This is a genomic window from Mesorhizobium sp. CA14 (assembly GCF_020165195.1).
GTDB lineage: Bacteria > Pseudomonadota > Alphaproteobacteria > Rhizobiales > Rhizobiaceae > Mesorhizobium.
In genome coordinates, this window is record NZ_JAIUHR010000026.1 from 27,575 (window position 1) to 42,620 (window position 15,046).

The following is a 15,046-nucleotide window of genomic DNA, read 5'->3' on the forward strand; positions in this document are numbered from 1 at the left end:
CTCTCGGTTTGACCGGAGCACAACGCAACGCCTCCAAAGTTGATTAAGGGGCGTAGAGGGTTAACGGAGCGCTAACGGATCGCGGCTAATTTGATGTTTGTTTCCTGGAGTTGCGGAACCGGCCTGGCCGGATTGCGCGGTTCGGGCGTGTGTCGAGTATCGGGCGTATCCTCCGTGTCATCTTCGGATTTCAGGCAAATTGCTATCCGGACCGAAGCGGGAAAAGCCGAAAGGCTGTTCCGCGCCGCCGTTTCGGCCTTTTGCTCGCTGACGCGCCCGTCGCGCCGCGAGATCGCCCAGTTGGAGGACCTGACGCTGCCGCTGTTCGACGAGGTGTCGGTCGAATCGCGCCGCTACGTCGCCGCCGCCCTTTCCGAATGCGACTACGTGCCGACGGCCTTGGTGCGGCGGCTGGCCGAGGAGCCGGTCGAGATCGCGGCACCTTTGCTCACCCGCTCCAACGCGCTGAGCGATGTCGACCTTATCGCGCTGATCGGCCGGCACGGGCTGCCGCACGCGCGCGCCATCGTACGCCGCAAGGAGCTCAACCCGACGATCGCCGACCTGATCCGCGCGCTGGAAAGACCGACGCTGGTCAAGACGCGGCCGCCGGAAACGGTCACCAAGCTCACACCGAAATCGGAGCCCCTGGCCAAGGCGGACACCGACCGTCCCGCGACCGGCGAAGCAGCGGAGAACGCGCGGCGCCGCTTGCGTACGATGATGCGCCCGACCGGCGACGCTGCCGACGTCAACACCTTCCTCGGCCAGCCGGCCTATGTGAAACTGCGCGAGACGGCGCTGACCGGCAACGCGGCCTTCTTCCAGACCGCGCTAGCCGATGCGCTGGGGATCGACTTCGCGATGGCGCGCTCGGTGACCGGGCAATCGAGCTATGGCGCATTGCTGGCGGCGCTGCGAGCCCTCGACCTCAGCGAAGACAGGGCTTTCCTGATCGTGGTCGCAGTCTATCCCGGCGAGTTCCCGCACCCGCAGGCGATCCGGCTCTTCCTCGACCGCTACCGGCTGCTGCATCGCGAGGCGGCGCTGGACAAGGTACGCACCTGGAAGGCCGAGACGCTTTCGCGGGCGATCCGCGGCGATGCTCCCGATGCGGTGGATATCGAAAGCCGCGAAGCCTCGAACAGCGACGAGGCGAGCGCCGGCCTCAAGGCCTCCTGACGCGGTCAATCCGCCTTCACGGAAAGAAGCTCTTCGACGGGAACGGTCCCGCCCTCGATCTCGACCACCCAGATGTCGGGATCGAATTTCTTCTCCCGCTCCAGCCGCGCATCGAAGGACGAGCCATCGTCGCTCGCACCGAGCGCGACGAAGAAGCGCTCATCGGGCTTGGCCGAATCGTAGCTGGTCTGCGGCGCCGGTCCATAGAGGGCGATCTCCCCCAGACGTCCGCGCGACAGCACGAAGATGGCGCCCGCCTCGGTCGCGCCGCGCTTGACCACCGCAGCAAAACCGCCGGCGCTGAAGACGCGACGCACAAGGGCCGAGACCCAGAGGTCGGTGGTTACGCGCATGGAAGGTTTCCGGATGGCATGCGCGGTTTCTTACAGCAAGGATGAAGGAACCGAAACGACCTTACCGCCGCTCAGTTCGTCAGGCCGATCTGGCGCATCTTGACGTAGACCGCTTCGTCCGGCTCGCCGGTCTCGGGCAGGCCAAACAAGGCTTGGAATTCCTTGATCGCGGCTTTGGTGCGGGCGCCGACCTTGCCGTCGAGCTGCATGTCGTTGTTGCCGAAGGCCTTCAGGCCAGCCTGGATCTTGACGATGCGGGCATCGGGCGATTGCGTGGCGCCGTCGGCCGGGGCGGAGACCGGGATCACCGGCGGCTTGGCGGCGGAAACGTTGGCCGCGCCATTGGCCGGCCGCGGCGCCGGGTGGGGAATGGCCGCCGTCGTCTGGCGGGCGCCAAGCTGGTCGAGCAGCGCCCCGTCGATCTCACCCGACCCCGGCAGCCCGACTTTCAGCTGATAGGCCTGAATCGCCTTGCGCGTGGCCGGGCCCGTAAGGCCATCGACCGTGCCGTCGTAGAAATTGAGGTCCTTCAGAATGGCCTGCACCTGTTGGACCACCGGATCCGGCTTGGCCACGGGCTGCGGCGGTGGCTGGCGCACGATGTTGATGGTGGTTTCCGGTTCGTTGGAGACGGTATGCGGGAAATTCTCGATGCTGCGGGTGGCAAAGAAGGCGCTGGTATGCGGAAAAGGCTGATACCAGAGCGCATTGGCCGAGACATAGAACAGCGTCACCAGGAAGGCGGTCGAGCCGCCGACCAGGACCGGATTGCTCGCGATCAGCTGACCGACCGCGACCGCGCCTTCGGCAAGCACGCCGCGCTCGGGTTCGACCACCTTAGGCCGTTTTGCGGAGCGAGCCATTTCTCTCCCCATCTCTGTCCCCCTTCGGCTTCGCCGGCATGGCCAGCACGCCGGAAGGCGCGCCGGAATGCCGCTTCGGCCCGCTTACCGGCAGACCGATGGTCACCGTGGTGCCCTCACCCGGTGCGCTCTCGATCGACATCGTGCCGTCGTGCAGCGCCACCAGGCCCTTGACCAGCGACAGGCCGAGCCCGGTTCCCTCGAAACGGCGCGTGTAGTCGTTCTGGATCTGCATGAACGGCTTACCGAGATTGGCCATGTCCTCCTCGGCAATGCCGATGCCGGTGTCGCTAACCCAGAAATGGAGGCGCGAGCCGACGCGCTTGGCGCCGATCACCACGTTGCCCCCATCGGGCGTGAACTTCACCGCGTTCGAAGCGAGATTGATCAGGATCTGCTGCACGGCGCGGCGATCGGCATTGATCTCGCCCGCATCCGGCGCGATCTGCGTGGCAAGAACTATGCTCTTGGCGTCGGCCAGCGGCCGCATCATCGAGCGGCACATGTCGACAGCCTCGACGAAGCGGAACGGCTCCAGCTCGGTCGCATAGGCGCCCGCCTCGATGCGCGAGACGTCGAGGATCGAGGTGACGACCGATAGAAGATGCTGGCCGGACTCCCTGACCAGGCCGACATATTCCTTCTGGCGCGGGTCCTTGAAGGCGCCGAACATCTCATGGAGCAGCATGTCGGAAAAGCCGATGATGGCGTTGAGCGGCGTGCGCAGCTCGTGGCTGACCACCGCAAGGAAGCGGCCCTTGGCAACCTCGGCGGTCGCGGCCGCCTCCTTCGCTTCCACCAGCTCCTCGCGAAGTGCTGCAACATCGTCGTTTTCGCGCAGGACCAAGGTGAAGAGGTCGCGGTCGGCTTCGCCGCGCAGCAGCTCGAGGCTGAACGGGCGGAAATTGTCGGCGGCGCTCGAACCCTCGCGCGGCAAGCGGATGCGCAGGTCAAGCCGGCCCTTCGGCGCGCCCTCGCGCATGTCGGCCAAGGTGGTGAGATAAGCGACGCGGTCGGAAAGATGAACGCGATCGAACAGGCCGGTGCCGAGCAGGAGCTCCGGCGCCAATTTGAGGATCGAGCGCGCCTTGGCGGATGCATCGAGCACGTCGCCCTGGCGCCCGACGCGCAGGACGACGGCGTCGATGACGTCCTCAAGACGATCGCCGGCAGGTTCCACCAGCCGCGAGCCTGCCGGGTTGGCGAAGTCGGCGGCGCGCGGCAACAGCGTCAGCGCCCAGGCGAGCGGTAGCAGCCAATGCCAGGTGGCGATCTCGCCGAGCGGCAGGAACTGCCCGGCAAAGGGCTGCAGCACGATGGCGGCAAGCGCCGCCAGCGCGCCCGACAGAGCGGCGCGCCGCGATCCCGAGACCCACCAGGTTTCGACCGGCAAGGCGACGGCGAGCAGTGCGACCGGCGAGGCCAACCCGCCCGCCGCGGCAATAGCGCCGGCAAGGGCGACGCCGCCCAGCACGACCGCCATGCGGCCGGCGAGCGCCATATGGCCGGTGGCGGCCACCAGAAGCGCCGCGAACCAGCACAGGCCGAACGCGGCAAAGATCGCGGCTATCGTGACGGCCGCGCCGAGGCTGGACGTGACAAGCGTGACCGCGGCACCCGCGGCAAGGAAGGGCGCGGCGAGCATGACGCCGATGAAGCGGCGCTGGCGCAAGCGTTCGGCCTCATCCGTCACGGTCGGGTGAACCATGCGTTCGCAGCCAGCGGAAACCGCGCCGGGCAATTGAACGTATCTGGCTGGAATAGAACTCAACGCACACATACCCGGTCGTAAAAAAACCTGCCTGGCAGGTGACTCATCAATTGGCTTGAAACTCGCATCCACCGTTTAAGGAATGGATAAGGCTGGCGCGGCCCGGCGACGCGCTCATGGCAAATATTGTGATGCCGGCCTCGCAAAGCACGCCGAGTTGCCGCCATGGTAAACGGCGGGTTAGCCGCGAAGCCTGTGCCAAAACGGGCCGCAACTTGATCCGGCTAATTTATGACGGGAATAAAATCTTTTAATTACAAAGATATATATGGTTATCATAAAGTTAATGCGTTCGATGAGATTCGAGGCGAGTCCGTTTCAAAACCAGTTCCTTTCGAATTTGCCTAAAATTTGAGGAAAATTGGCGGCTTCGATGCAAGCCGTCCTTTGCGTGGCTATGCCATTATCGTGCTCATAAAAGAGGTCATGCCAACGGATGCATGATCCGTCACGGATGGATGCATCATTCATCCCGGATGAGAGGCAAATAAGATGGGCTTTCTGATCAGGATGGCTTTCTGGTTTTCGCTGGTGCTGCTGGCGCTGCCGCTCGGCGTCGGCCCGGGCGAGGACGGCCAGCAGAGCGTCGGGCCGATCCAGGCGCTGTTTGCGGCTCGCGAGGCGGTCGGCGACATTGCCGGGCTCTGCGAGCGCAAGCCCGATGTCTGCGAAACCGGCAAATCGGCCATGTACACCATTACCGTTCGCGCCAAGGAGACGGCCAAGATCGCCGCGGCCATGATCGACGACAAGCAGTCCGGGCAGGCAGGCACGCCCGAGACGAAGGTCGCGGATGGATCCGTCACGACCACCAGCAGTGTCGCCGAGGACATCGTGTTGCCCGCCAAGGTCAACATTCCGGTGATGTTGACGGCGAAGAACTGACTTCTTTCCGGCCGTTTTGCTCGGCTCTTTGGTTTCGGTGCAATTCCGGACGGAAGGCTACGGCGAAGTCGCCGAACCTAACCGCTACGCACTTTTCCTGGAATTGCTCTTTCTTTGGTTTGGCGCAATTCTGAACGGAAGGCTACGGCGAAGTCGCCGAACCTAACCGCTACGCACTTTTCCTGGTATTGCTCTAACGCCGCGGGCCCGTCGGACCTCTCGACGCCCGCGGCGTCTTTCTTTTTCCGTGCTTTTTCCGTGACGCGGCGGTGCCGGGCCACTATATGCGGGCAATGATCACCCCGATCCAGACGATCCGCGATGACTTTTCCCTGCTCGACGAGTGGGAGGACCGCTATCGCTATGTGATCGAGCTCGGCGAAGGACTACCGCCCTTTCCCGAGGCGGAACGCACGGCCGCGAACAAGGTGCCCGGCTGCGTGAGCCAGGTGTGGCTCACCACCGAGCAGGGCGCGGGCGCCGATCCGGTGATCCGCTTCCAGGGCGATTCCGACGCCCATATCGTGCGCGGCCTCGTCGCCATCATGCTGGCCTTGTTTTCGGGCCGGCGGGCAAGCGAAATCCAGAGCACAGACGCCGAAGCGACGCTGAAGGGGCTCGGGCTGGACGAGCACCTGTCGCCGCAGCGCGCCAACGGCCTGCGCTCGATGGTCAAGCGCATCAAGCGCGACGCGGAAGCGGCGTTGAAGCAGACGGCCTGATCCGGAGCTTCAAAAAAGCAAAACGGCGCCGCAAGGGCGCCGTCGAACTGCTTGAAAGAGCAGAAGCCTGTCAGCGGCCCTTGCGCTTGCGGCCCAAGCCCATCTTCTTGGCCAACTGCGAGCGGGCGGCCGCATAATTAGGGGCGACCATCGGGTAGTTGGCGTCGAGGTCCCACTTCTCACGGTATTCTTCCGGCGTGAGATTGTAGTGGGTCATCAAATGCCGCTTCAGCGACTTGAACTTCTTGCCGTCCTCGAGACAGACGATGTAGTCGTCATGGACCGAGCGCTTCGGGTTAACGGCTGGCTTCTGCTTCTCGGCCGACGGCTGCTCCGGCGAGCCGCCGACGCGGCCCAAGGCGGCATGGACGTCGGCAATAAGGTTCGGCAGTTCCCCGACCGGCACCGGGTTGTTGCTGACATAGGCGGCGACGACATCGGCGGTCAGCTCGATCAGCGCATCACCGTTTTTCGAAGGTGTTTCGACGATTTCCATAGTGCTAAGGCCCCAACGAGAGTTGTTTCTAAAACTGCGCCCTTTTTCTAGGATCGGGCATTGCGCGAATTCCATTCAGGAAAGGCTCTGAGATTCGCGTCGGTTATCTTAATGACGCCGCATTGAAAGTAAGTCAATTCGCATATTGACTTATATTGGTCGATATTCATCAACTATTGCCGATTCAGCTTCAAAAATTCGTGCGCCGTGTAACTTCGCGAGATTTTTCTGGTCAGACCAGCATGGCATGACGTTGCGTCATCCACATGTTAGACATCCGATCGCCACTCGACACGGCGTTCAATGCTTAGCTAATGCTTGGGTGCCCTTTCGCCCGCACAACGAATCCTGCGGCACAACGAAGCGCAAGGACATCGCCTTGGCGGCTGGACCCGACAAAGCGACGCGACGGGATCCATCAGTAAGGCGCGATATATTTGCCGTAGACCCAGCCGGTGACGAAATGACTATTCTGCGCCGGATCGTGCCAGATCTCGCACCAGCGATAGCGGATCGCCTGGCGCTGCTTCCATTGCGGCTGCCGGTCGATATCGAGCAGGTTTACGCCACCGGTGCAGCGGCCGGTCGTCTGCAGCACGGTGCCGTTCGGATAGGCGGCCTGTTTCTGCGATGCATTGGACGGATATTTTCGCGCACTGAGCGTATCGCCCAACGGCACCCCCGCCACTTGCCAGGCGGCAAAGACAGTTGCATGAGACTGGCTGGAAAAAGCCAGAACGGATACTGCGACCGCAACTGCCACCGCGATAAGAGCACAGGATTTCATCTTTCCCCCTCAACTTGGCTTCTGAAGACCAACTTGGACCGTGCCCCTTGAACCGCCGCCGAGCGGTGTGTTCATTCGGCATTCAAGCAAATTCCGCAGCGAGACGTAATGACCAGAGCTTCCGCCTTGACTTCCGCCTTCCCGGCCGCCAACCCGCCTATCCCCGAGAAACATCCGGTTTCGAACACGCATCACGGTATCACCCGCAGTGACGACTATGCCTGGATGCGGGCCGACAACTGGCAGGCCGTGTTCCGTGACCCTTCGCTGCTCGACGGCCGCATCCGCTCCCATCTCGAGGCCGAGAACGCCTATCAGGCGGTGCTGATGGCGGGCACGGCGGACCTGCGCAGCAAGCTGTTTGCCGAGATGAAGGGGCGCATCAAGGAAGACGATTCGACGGTGCCGATGAAGGACGGCCCCTATGCTTATGGCTCTTCCTTCCGACTGGGCGGCGAGCACCCGCGCTATTTCCGCACGCCGCGCGATGGCGGCGCCGAGGAGATCCTGCTCGACGGCGACAAGGAGGCCGAGGGCAAGGCCTATTTCAGGCTCGGCGGCGTCGACCATTCGGCCGGCCACAGGAAGCTCATCTGGGCCTTCGACGACAAGGGCTCGGAATTCTTCACGCTCCGCGTGCGCGATCTCGCGAGCGGCGAGGATCTTGCCGACCGGATTCCGGATACGGGCGGCGGCGGGGTCTGGGACGCCGGCGACGACGGCTTCTTCTATACCCGTCTCGACGACAGCCACCGCCCGTCGAAAGTGTTCTTCCACGCGCTCGGCGACAGGCCGGAGAACGACCGGCTGATCTACGAGGAAACCGATCCGGGCTTCTTCATGGATGTCAGCGGCACGCGTGCCAATGACTGGATCATGATCGGCATCAACGACCACGAGACTTCGGAATACCGCCTGCTGCCCGCCAATGATCCGTCGGCCGAACCGAAGCTGGTAGCGGTGCGCGAGACCGGGCTGCAATATGACCTGGAAGAAGGCGGCGACATCTTCTTCATCCTCACCAATGCCGACGGCGCCAAGGACTTCAAGATCATGACCGCGCCGGTCAGCAACCCGGTGCGCGCCAACTGGCAGGAACTGGTGCCGCACGAGCCCGGCCGGCTGATCCTGTCGGTGCTCGGCTTCAAACATCACATGGTCCGCCTCGAGCGCAAGGAAGGCCTGCCCCGCATCGTCGTGCGCGAACGCGCCAGCGGCGAGGAGCATTTCATCTCTTTCGACGAGGAAGCTTTTTCGCTCGGTCTCTCCGGCTCCTACGAATACGACACCGAAGTGATGCGCTTCACCTATTCGTCGATGACCACACCGGCGCAGGTGTTCGACTACAATATGCGCAGCCGCGAACGCGTGCTCCTGAAGACGCAGGAAGTGCCCTCCGGCCACGATCCGGAGCACTATGTCACGCGCCGGCTGATGGCCCCCGCCGCAGATGGCGAGCTGGTGCCGATCTCGTTGCTGCACCATCGCGACACGCCGCTCGACGGTTCCGCGCCCTGCCTGCTTTACGGCTACGGCTCCTACGGAATCACCGTGCCTTCCGCCTTCAATACCAACTGCCTGTCGCTGGTCGACCGCGGCTTCGTCTATGCCATCGCGCATGTGCGCGGCGGCAAGGACAAGGGCTATGGTTGGTATGAGGACGGCAAGCGGGCAAAGAAGATGAACACCTTCGCCGATTTCATCGCCTGCGCCCGCCATCTCGTCGCCGAGCGTTACACAAAGCATGACCGCATCATCGCGCAGGGCGGTTCCGCCGGCGGCATGCTGATGGGGGGGATCGCCAACATGGCGCCGGAGGATTTCGGCGGCATCGTCGCCGAGGTGCCGTTCGTCGACGTGCTTACCACCATGCTCGACGCCAGCCTGCCGCTGACGCCGCCGGAATGGCCGGAATGGGGCAATCCGATCGCATCCGCCGCCGACTACGAGACGATCGCGGCCTATTCGCCCTATGACAATGTGGCGGCGCTCGACTACCCACCGATCCTGGCGCTGGCGGGCCTCACCGATCCGCGCGTCACCTATTGGGAACCGGCGAAATGGGTGGCGCGGCTGCGCGAGCGCAAGGCAGGCGACAATCCGGTGCTGTTCAAGATCAACATGGAGTCCGGGCACGCCGGCGCGTCCGGCCGGTTCTCGCGGCTGGAGGAGATCGCCTACATTTACGCCTTTGCGTTGAAAGTGACCGGCAAAGCCTGATTTTCCGCTCGCAATCCGCAAGATCGCGCGTTACGCAATGCACGTTCGTCTTGGACGCGGTCATTTTGGATGCCGCGTCCGGGCCGGCCGATCTCCATTAACAAGGTTCGTCATGCTTCTCGTCGACACTTATCTCGACAAATCGTCCATCCAGGGCATCGGCGTCTTCGCCCGGCATCGCATCCCGAAGGGAACGCTGATCTGGAAGCTCGACCCGCGGTTCGATCGGCGCATTCCCGTCGACACCTATGAGAGCCAGACGGGACCGGTGAAATCCTATCTCGACCGCTATTCCTATCCGGACCGGCACGACCCGAGCTACATCGTGTTCGAAGCCGACGATGCGCGCTACATGAACCATGACGACGATCCGAACTGCGACGTCTCCTCGCCCGAGGAGACTTATGCGCTGCGCGACATCGCGCCGGGCGAGGAACTTACCTGCAACTACAATCACTTCTTCGAAAGCGGCTTCGATTTCCTGGGCGACCGGCACCCGTAAGGTAAAGGTAGAAGGTCAGCTCGCCGGCTTGCGCGCCGGATAGCCGTTCGGATGCGGCGGGACGGCCTTCAGATAGGCCGCGATCGCCGCCCGGTCGTCGGCGGTCAGCTGCGCCATGTTGCGCTGTACGTCGACCATAGCGCCGCCGACCGAATCGAAATCGGGTGTGAAGCCGGTTTCGAGGTAATTGGCGATGTCGGCCTCCGACCAGCTTTTGGTGCCGCCCTGCGGGGTGATGTTGGGCACGACGCCCGAGCCTTCGGCGGCCACGGCGCCCGCCAGCCACTCGGCCTTCTTGACGCCGCCGGCGAAATCGCGCGGCGTGTGGCATTCGCCGCAATGGCCGGGCCCTTCGACGAGGTAGCGGCCGGCCAGCACCTTGTCCGGCGTGCCAGCGGGCAGGGCGATCACCGGTTCGGGGCTGAGATAGAGAAGCTTCCAAAGGCCGATGCCGCGGCGGATGGTGAAGGGGAAGGAGAGCTTGTGGTCCGGCGCCTTGCCGGCAACCGCCGGCAGCGTTTTCATGAAAGCATAGAGATCGGCGATGTCGGCCGGCTTCATGCGCGCGTAGGACGCATAGGGAAAGGCTGGATAGAAATGCTCGCCCGAAGGCGAAACGCCTTTCAGCATGGCGTTGGCGAAGTCCTCCTCGCTCCAGGCGCCGATGCCGTCCTTCCGGTCCTGCGAGATGTTGGGCGGAACGAAAGTGCCGAACGGCGTCTTGAGTTCCAGACCGCCGACGAGCTCGAGGCGGGCGTCGCCCTGGGTGCCGGGTTTGGCGTGGCAGGAGGTGCAGCCCCCCGCGTAGAAGATGCGCTTGCCCTTGGCGGCGTCGCCGGGGCCGAGTTGCGCGACGGTGCCGGCGTCCGGCCTGACCGGCGCCGACAGGACCCAGCCGGCGGCGGCCGCGGCGCCGCCAAGCACGATGACGGCGGCGACAAGCTTCTTCAGCCAGGCCATCGTCAGGCGATCAGCTCTTCTTGATCCGGTAGGTCTGATGGCAGGTGCCGCAATCGCCGCCCAGCGTGTTGAGCTGCGCCTTCAATCCATCGACATCGCCTGGCGGCGAGGCGACCGCTTCCTTGGTGTTGACCAGGAACTTGTCCTCGGCAGCCTTGAAGCCGGCCATGTCTTGCCAGATTTTCGGCGCGGCGGTGGTGTCGCCTTTGTCGCTGCCGGTCGGGAAGAGCTTTTCGGCATCGAACTTCTCGGCATTGGCCTGCAATGCCTTCAGCGTCGTCAGCACGGCGGCCGCGTCGAAATCCTCCTCGCCCTTGACCACCTTGGACAACTGGCCAGCGAGCTTGCCGCGTTCCTTCATCAGGGCCTGGCGATCCTGGATCGGATCGGCATAGGCGGCCGACCCGACAAAGGCGAGCATAGAGATGGCGATGACAAGCTTTCTCATTCAATTGGCTCCATGGTGAAGATACTTCGCGACCAGAGCGCTTCACCGTTTCACGGCGAAATGCCCTAGCTCCTTGTTGGCGCAATTCCGGGCGGAAAACCGGTCCATGCTTTTCCTGGAATTGCTCTGAACGCTAACGGGCGTCGCGGCGGGATTATTCCCTTCGCCGTGACGATTTTGCGGGCTGTCCTGTGGTTTCCCTCAGCCGAAAAAGAAAAGCCCCGGCGTGCCGGGGCTCTTCAGTGAATCGCTCAACCTTTGGCCTTCTCGTACATCTCCAGGACGTGGTCCCAGTTGATCAGGCTGTCGACGAAGGCCTCGAGATATTTCGGGCGCGCGTTGCGGTAGTCGATGTAATAGGAGTGCTCCCAGACGTCGACGCCGAGGATCGGCGAACCGCCATGAACCAGCGGGTTCTCGCCATTCGGGGTCTTGGAGATTTCCAGCTTGCCGTTCTTGACCGCGACCCAGGCCCAGCCGGAGCCGAACTGGGTGGTGCCGGCGGCGATGAAATCCGCCTTGAACTTGTCGTAACCGCCGAGGTCGCTGTCGAAGGCCTTCTGCAGCGCGCCCGGCAGCTTGTTGCCGCCGCCGCCCTTCTTCATCCACTTCCAGAAATGGATGTGGTTGTAGTGCTGGGCGGCGTTGTTGAAGAGCCCGGCATTTTTGCCGAAGGACTGCTTCACGGCCTCTTCGACCGATAGGTCGCCCATTCCGGCCTCGGCGGCGAGCTTGTTGCCGTTGTCGACATAGGCCTTGTGGTGCTTGTCGTGGTGATACTCCAGCGTCTCCTTCGACATGTAAGGCTGCAAGGCCTCGTAGTCATAAGGCAAAGCGGGCAACTCAAAAGCCATGGATGGTACTCCCTCGAGGAAAAAGTCCGGTGAAACTACCGAGCTAAGATAGGTCTGGAATGGATCGGGGCAACTCCGGAATGGAGCGCCGAGCGACTTTTTAGAGCAATTCCGGGGAAAGTGTGAAACGGTTTTCCGCCCGCAATTGCGCAAACAAGAAAGATGGAGCGGTTCGCTATTTCAACGAAACGGTGAGCCGCTCCCGCGGCTCAGGCGGCGGACGTCGAATGCGCCCACTCCCAATAGAGCTCGCGCGCCTTCTTGGCCACGGGTCCGGGCTGCAGATCGCGGTTCTCGATGCAAGTGACCGGCACGACCTTGGAGTGGTTGCCGGTCGAGAAGATCTCGTCGGCTTCGAGGAAATCGTGAACCGACAGCGTCTTCTCGGTGGTCCTGAAGCCGTAGTCGCCGAGCAGGTTGATGGTACGCGAGCGGGTGATACCCGACAGGAACGTGCCGTTCGGCGCCGGCGTCATCACATGACCGTCCTTGACCAGGAAGATGTTGGAGGTTCCGGTCTCGGCGACATTGCCCAGCATGTCGAGCACCAGCGCGTTGTCGAAGCCGCGGTTCTTGGCCTCCAGGATGGCGCGGCCATTGTTGGGGTAGAGGCAGCCCGCCTTGGCGTTGGTGGGCATGGTCTCGATGGTCGGGCGCCGGAACGGCGAGACGCCTACCGAAAAGCCGGAAGGCGGGATCATCGGCGATTCATAGAGGCAGAGGCAGAAGCGGGTCGAGTCCGGGTCGGCCGGAACGCCCATATAGCCGCCATGCTCGGCCCAATACATCGGCCTGATATAGACCGCCGTCTTGCCGTCGAATTTCTTCAAACCGTCCCAAGTCAGGCCGACGATCTCTTCCGTCGTCATCGAAGGCTTCAGGCCAAGCGCGATCGCGGAAGCGTTGACGCGAGCGGAGTGCAACTCGAGGTCGGGCGCGACGCCTTCGAACCAGCGGCCGCCGTCGAAGACGCTGGTGCCAAGCCACATGGCATGGCTGCGCGGCCCCAGTATCGCGACATTGCCTTCATACCAGTCGCCGTCCACATAGGTCCAAGTCGCGGTTTGCGCCGCTGCCGCCAGTGTCATGCTCGCCGTCCATATGAGTGATTTCAGGCCGTCATTGGACGATGCTTTGACGGTTGGCGTCAACCAACATGGCCGAAAATCGTTGAGGCCAGCGGCACTTGCAGGGCGTCGCGCGAACGGATCGTGCAACGCCCTGTTAAGTCTTATGTTTGATGCATGCCGGTTTCCTAAAACTGCGACACACTTTTGGGAGATATGCATTAAAGCGCAATCAGCGCTTGCGCGGGACGCATCCCCGCCTCAAAACTCTTGTCATGCATCATGCGGCCTATGTCTTCGACGCCTATGGCACGTTGTTCGACGTGCACGCCGCCGTGCGCCGCCATGCCGGCGAGATCGGCCCGGACGGCCAGCTGCTCTCCGAAATCTGGCGCGCCAAGCAGCTCGAATATTCCTGGGTACGGACCCTGATGGGCGCATACGCCGACTTCTGGCAACTGACCGAGCAGGCGCTGGATTTCGCTTTGCGCAAGGTGCCCTCGGCCGATCCGGCGCTGCGGCCGAAATTGCTCGAGGCTTACTGGCGGCTCGATTGCTACCCGGAGGTGCCTGCCGTGCTGAAGGCGCTCAAAGCGTCGGGCGCGAAGCTTGCGATCCTCTCCAACGGCTCGCCGGAAATGCTCGACGCTGCGGTCAAATCCGCGGCGCTCGACCAGATCCTCGACGACGTGTTTTCGGTCGACCAGGTCAAACGCTTCAAGACCGACCCCTCGGTCTACGATATGGTGGTCACCGGCTGGCGGCTCTATCCGGGCGCGGTGTCGTTCCAGTCGTCGAACCGCTGGGACATAGCCGGCGCCGCAAAGTTCGGTTTCCGTACGGTCTGGATCAACCGGACCAATCAGCCGGACGAATACCGCGACTTTCCGCCGGGGCTGATCCTGCCATCCCTGGAAGGTCTTCTGGCGGCCGTCTGAGCCTTCTGTTGCTGCAGCGCAACAGCTGCGGCGCGGTCACAGCTTCGCCTTTTTCTGTCCACCCTCAGGCCAGAATTGGAACCGCCTATCGCCGCCGACTGTTATGAATGCCGCCTGCGACGTGCCCGCGAATTCATGCTTTCTTGCGAATTACGACCTAGAAAAGGCAACCATGTCAGACGCTTCCTTCCGCATCAGCCGCCGTGGCTTTCTCAATCTCACGGCCCTTGGCGCTGCTTCGGCCGCCGTTTCCGCCTGCACCACCACCGGTCCGGCCCCTGCCCCCATCCAGCCGCCGCCGCCCACCTATGTCGAGCCGCCGCTCGGCGATTACGCGACGATGTATGGCGCCATGTCCGACAATGGCTTTGACCTGCCGGCCATTCCGGTGAACAAGATTGATCACCAGTTCTTGCGCCAGATCGTTCCCGATCCGACCGGACAGCGCCCGGGCACTATCGTCGTCGATACCACTGGTCACTTCCTCTATCTGGTACGCGAGGGCGGCCAGGCGATCCGCTACGGCGTCGGCCTCGGCCGCGCCGGCTTCGAATGGTCGGGCGACGCGGTCGTGCAGTGGAAGCAGAAATGGCCGAAATGGACGCCGCCGGACGAGATGGTCGCCCGCCAGCCGGAACTGACGCAATTCAGCGCCAAGAATGGCGGCATGCCGGGCGGCCTGAAGAACCCGCTCGGGGCGCGTGCGCTCTATCTCTTCCAGGGCAACCAGGACACGCTCTATCGCTTGCACGGCTCGCCCGAATGGTGGTCGATCGGCAAGTCGGTATCGTCGGGCTGCGTGCGGCTGATCAACCAGGACATCATCGACCTCTACGACCGCGTGCCGACCAAGACCCCGGTCATCGTGACAGCCAATATCGGCGCGCCGGAAGAGAACATGCCGGAGCGCAAGGCGATCCCGATCGACAACGGTGTGCCGACGGGCTCGATCCTGCTCGGCCCGGTCAAGAATCTCACCAACGAGATTTTCTAAGACG

16 protein-coding genes are annotated in these 15,046 nt (G+C 63.1%); 7 read left to right on the top strand and 9 right to left on the bottom strand.

Going from position 1 to position 15,046, the window contains the following annotated elements; all coding sequences use genetic code 11:
- Positions 1-174 precede the first annotated feature (174 nt).
- On the top strand, positions 175-1,182 hold the full coding sequence (locus LB565_RS23010) for a hypothetical protein (protein WP_224588093.1): 1,008 nt from the start codon (positions 175-177) through the stop codon (positions 1,180-1,182).
- A 5-nt stretch (positions 1,183-1,187) separates the two neighbouring features.
- Here the strand turns inward: LB565_RS23010 and LB565_RS23015 are convergent, their stop codons facing one another.
- The 3 genes from LB565_RS23015 to LB565_RS23025 form a co-directional block, all read right to left on the bottom strand.
- Positions 1,188-1,535 carry a DUF1491 family protein gene (locus tag LB565_RS23015; RefSeq protein WP_224588095.1) on the bottom strand — a complete coding sequence of 116 codons (348 nt, stop codon included), beginning with the start codon at positions 1,533-1,535 and terminating at the stop codon, positions 1,188-1,190.
- 71 nt (positions 1,536-1,606) lie between these two features.
- Positions 1,607-2,398, bottom strand: a complete 792-nt coding sequence (locus LB565_RS23020) for a peptidoglycan-binding protein (protein ID WP_224588097.1) — start codon at positions 2,396-2,398, stop codon at positions 1,607-1,609.
- Positions 2,373-4,106, bottom strand: a complete 1,734-nt coding sequence (locus tag LB565_RS23025; protein ID WP_224588098.1) for a sensor histidine kinase — start codon at positions 4,104-4,106, stop codon at positions 2,373-2,375. The genes LB565_RS23020 and LB565_RS23025 overlap by 26 nt, the downstream gene beginning before the upstream one ends.
- Positions 4,107-4,661: 555 nt before the next feature.
- Here LB565_RS23025 and LB565_RS23030 point away from each other — a divergent pair.
- Entirely contained in the window at positions 4,662-5,054 is a 393-nt protein-coding gene (locus LB565_RS23030; RefSeq protein ID WP_224588100.1) for a DUF5330 domain-containing protein, read from the top strand.
- A gap of 293 nt (positions 5,055-5,347) precedes the next feature.
- Positions 5,348-5,776, top strand: a complete 429-nt coding sequence (locus tag LB565_RS23035; protein WP_224588106.1) for a SufE family protein — start codon at positions 5,348-5,350, stop codon at positions 5,774-5,776.
- Positions 5,777-5,846: 70 nt separating this feature from the next.
- Here the strand turns inward: LB565_RS23035 and LB565_RS23040 are convergent, their stop codons facing one another.
- Entirely contained in the window at positions 5,847-6,272 is a 426-nt protein-coding gene (locus tag LB565_RS23040; protein ID WP_224588108.1) for a MucR family transcriptional regulator, read from the bottom strand.
- A gap of 418 nt (positions 6,273-6,690) precedes the next feature.
- The gene (locus LB565_RS23045) at positions 6,691-6,945 is read right to left on the bottom strand and encodes a hypothetical protein (protein ID WP_318012186.1); all 255 of its coding nucleotides are present in this window, start codon (positions 6,943-6,945) and stop codon (positions 6,691-6,693) included.
- A 222-nt stretch (positions 6,946-7,167) separates the two neighbouring features.
- Between LB565_RS23045 and LB565_RS23050 the strand changes: the two genes are divergently transcribed.
- Both LB565_RS23050 and LB565_RS23055 read left to right on the top strand, forming a co-directional pair.
- Positions 7,168-9,279 carry a S9 family peptidase gene (locus LB565_RS23050; RefSeq protein ID WP_224588112.1) on the top strand — a complete coding sequence of 704 codons (2,112 nt, stop codon included), beginning with the start codon at positions 7,168-7,170 and terminating at the stop codon, positions 9,277-9,279.
- Positions 9,280-9,391: 112 nt separating this feature from the next.
- Entirely contained in the window at positions 9,392-9,781 is a 390-nt protein-coding gene (locus LB565_RS23055) for an SET domain-containing protein (protein WP_224512317.1), read from the top strand.
- Between the two features lie 15 nt (positions 9,782-9,796).
- Here the strand turns inward: LB565_RS23055 and LB565_RS23060 are convergent, their stop codons facing one another.
- The 4 genes from LB565_RS23060 to LB565_RS23075 form a co-directional block, all read right to left on the bottom strand.
- Complete coding sequence (locus LB565_RS23060) at positions 9,797-10,741, bottom strand: cytochrome c (RefSeq protein WP_224588113.1); 945 nt, start codon at positions 10,739-10,741, stop codon at positions 9,797-9,799.
- A gap of 10 nt (positions 10,742-10,751) precedes the next feature.
- Positions 10,752-11,189, bottom strand: a complete 438-nt coding sequence (locus LB565_RS23065; protein WP_224588116.1) for a c-type cytochrome — start codon at positions 11,187-11,189, stop codon at positions 10,752-10,754.
- Between the two features lie 251 nt (positions 11,190-11,440).
- Positions 11,441-12,043: a superoxide dismutase gene (locus LB565_RS23070; RefSeq protein WP_224588119.1), complete on the bottom strand. Its 603-nt coding sequence runs from the start codon at positions 12,041-12,043 to the stop codon at positions 11,441-11,443.
- A gap of 209 nt (positions 12,044-12,252) precedes the next feature.
- Positions 12,253-13,131: a branched-chain amino acid aminotransferase gene (locus LB565_RS23075; RefSeq protein WP_224588121.1), complete on the bottom strand. Its 879-nt coding sequence runs from the start codon at positions 13,129-13,131 to the stop codon at positions 12,253-12,255.
- Between the two features lie 254 nt (positions 13,132-13,385).
- Between LB565_RS23075 and LB565_RS23080 the strand changes: the two genes are divergently transcribed.
- Positions 13,386-14,048 carry a haloacid dehalogenase type II gene (locus LB565_RS23080; protein WP_224588123.1) on the top strand — a complete coding sequence of 221 codons (663 nt, stop codon included), beginning with the start codon at positions 13,386-13,388 and terminating at the stop codon, positions 14,046-14,048.
- A 172-nt stretch (positions 14,049-14,220) separates the two neighbouring features.
- Positions 14,221-15,042, top strand: a complete 822-nt coding sequence (locus LB565_RS23085) for a L,D-transpeptidase (RefSeq protein WP_224588126.1) — start codon at positions 14,221-14,223, stop codon at positions 15,040-15,042.
- Positions 15,043-15,046 lie beyond the last annotated feature (4 nt).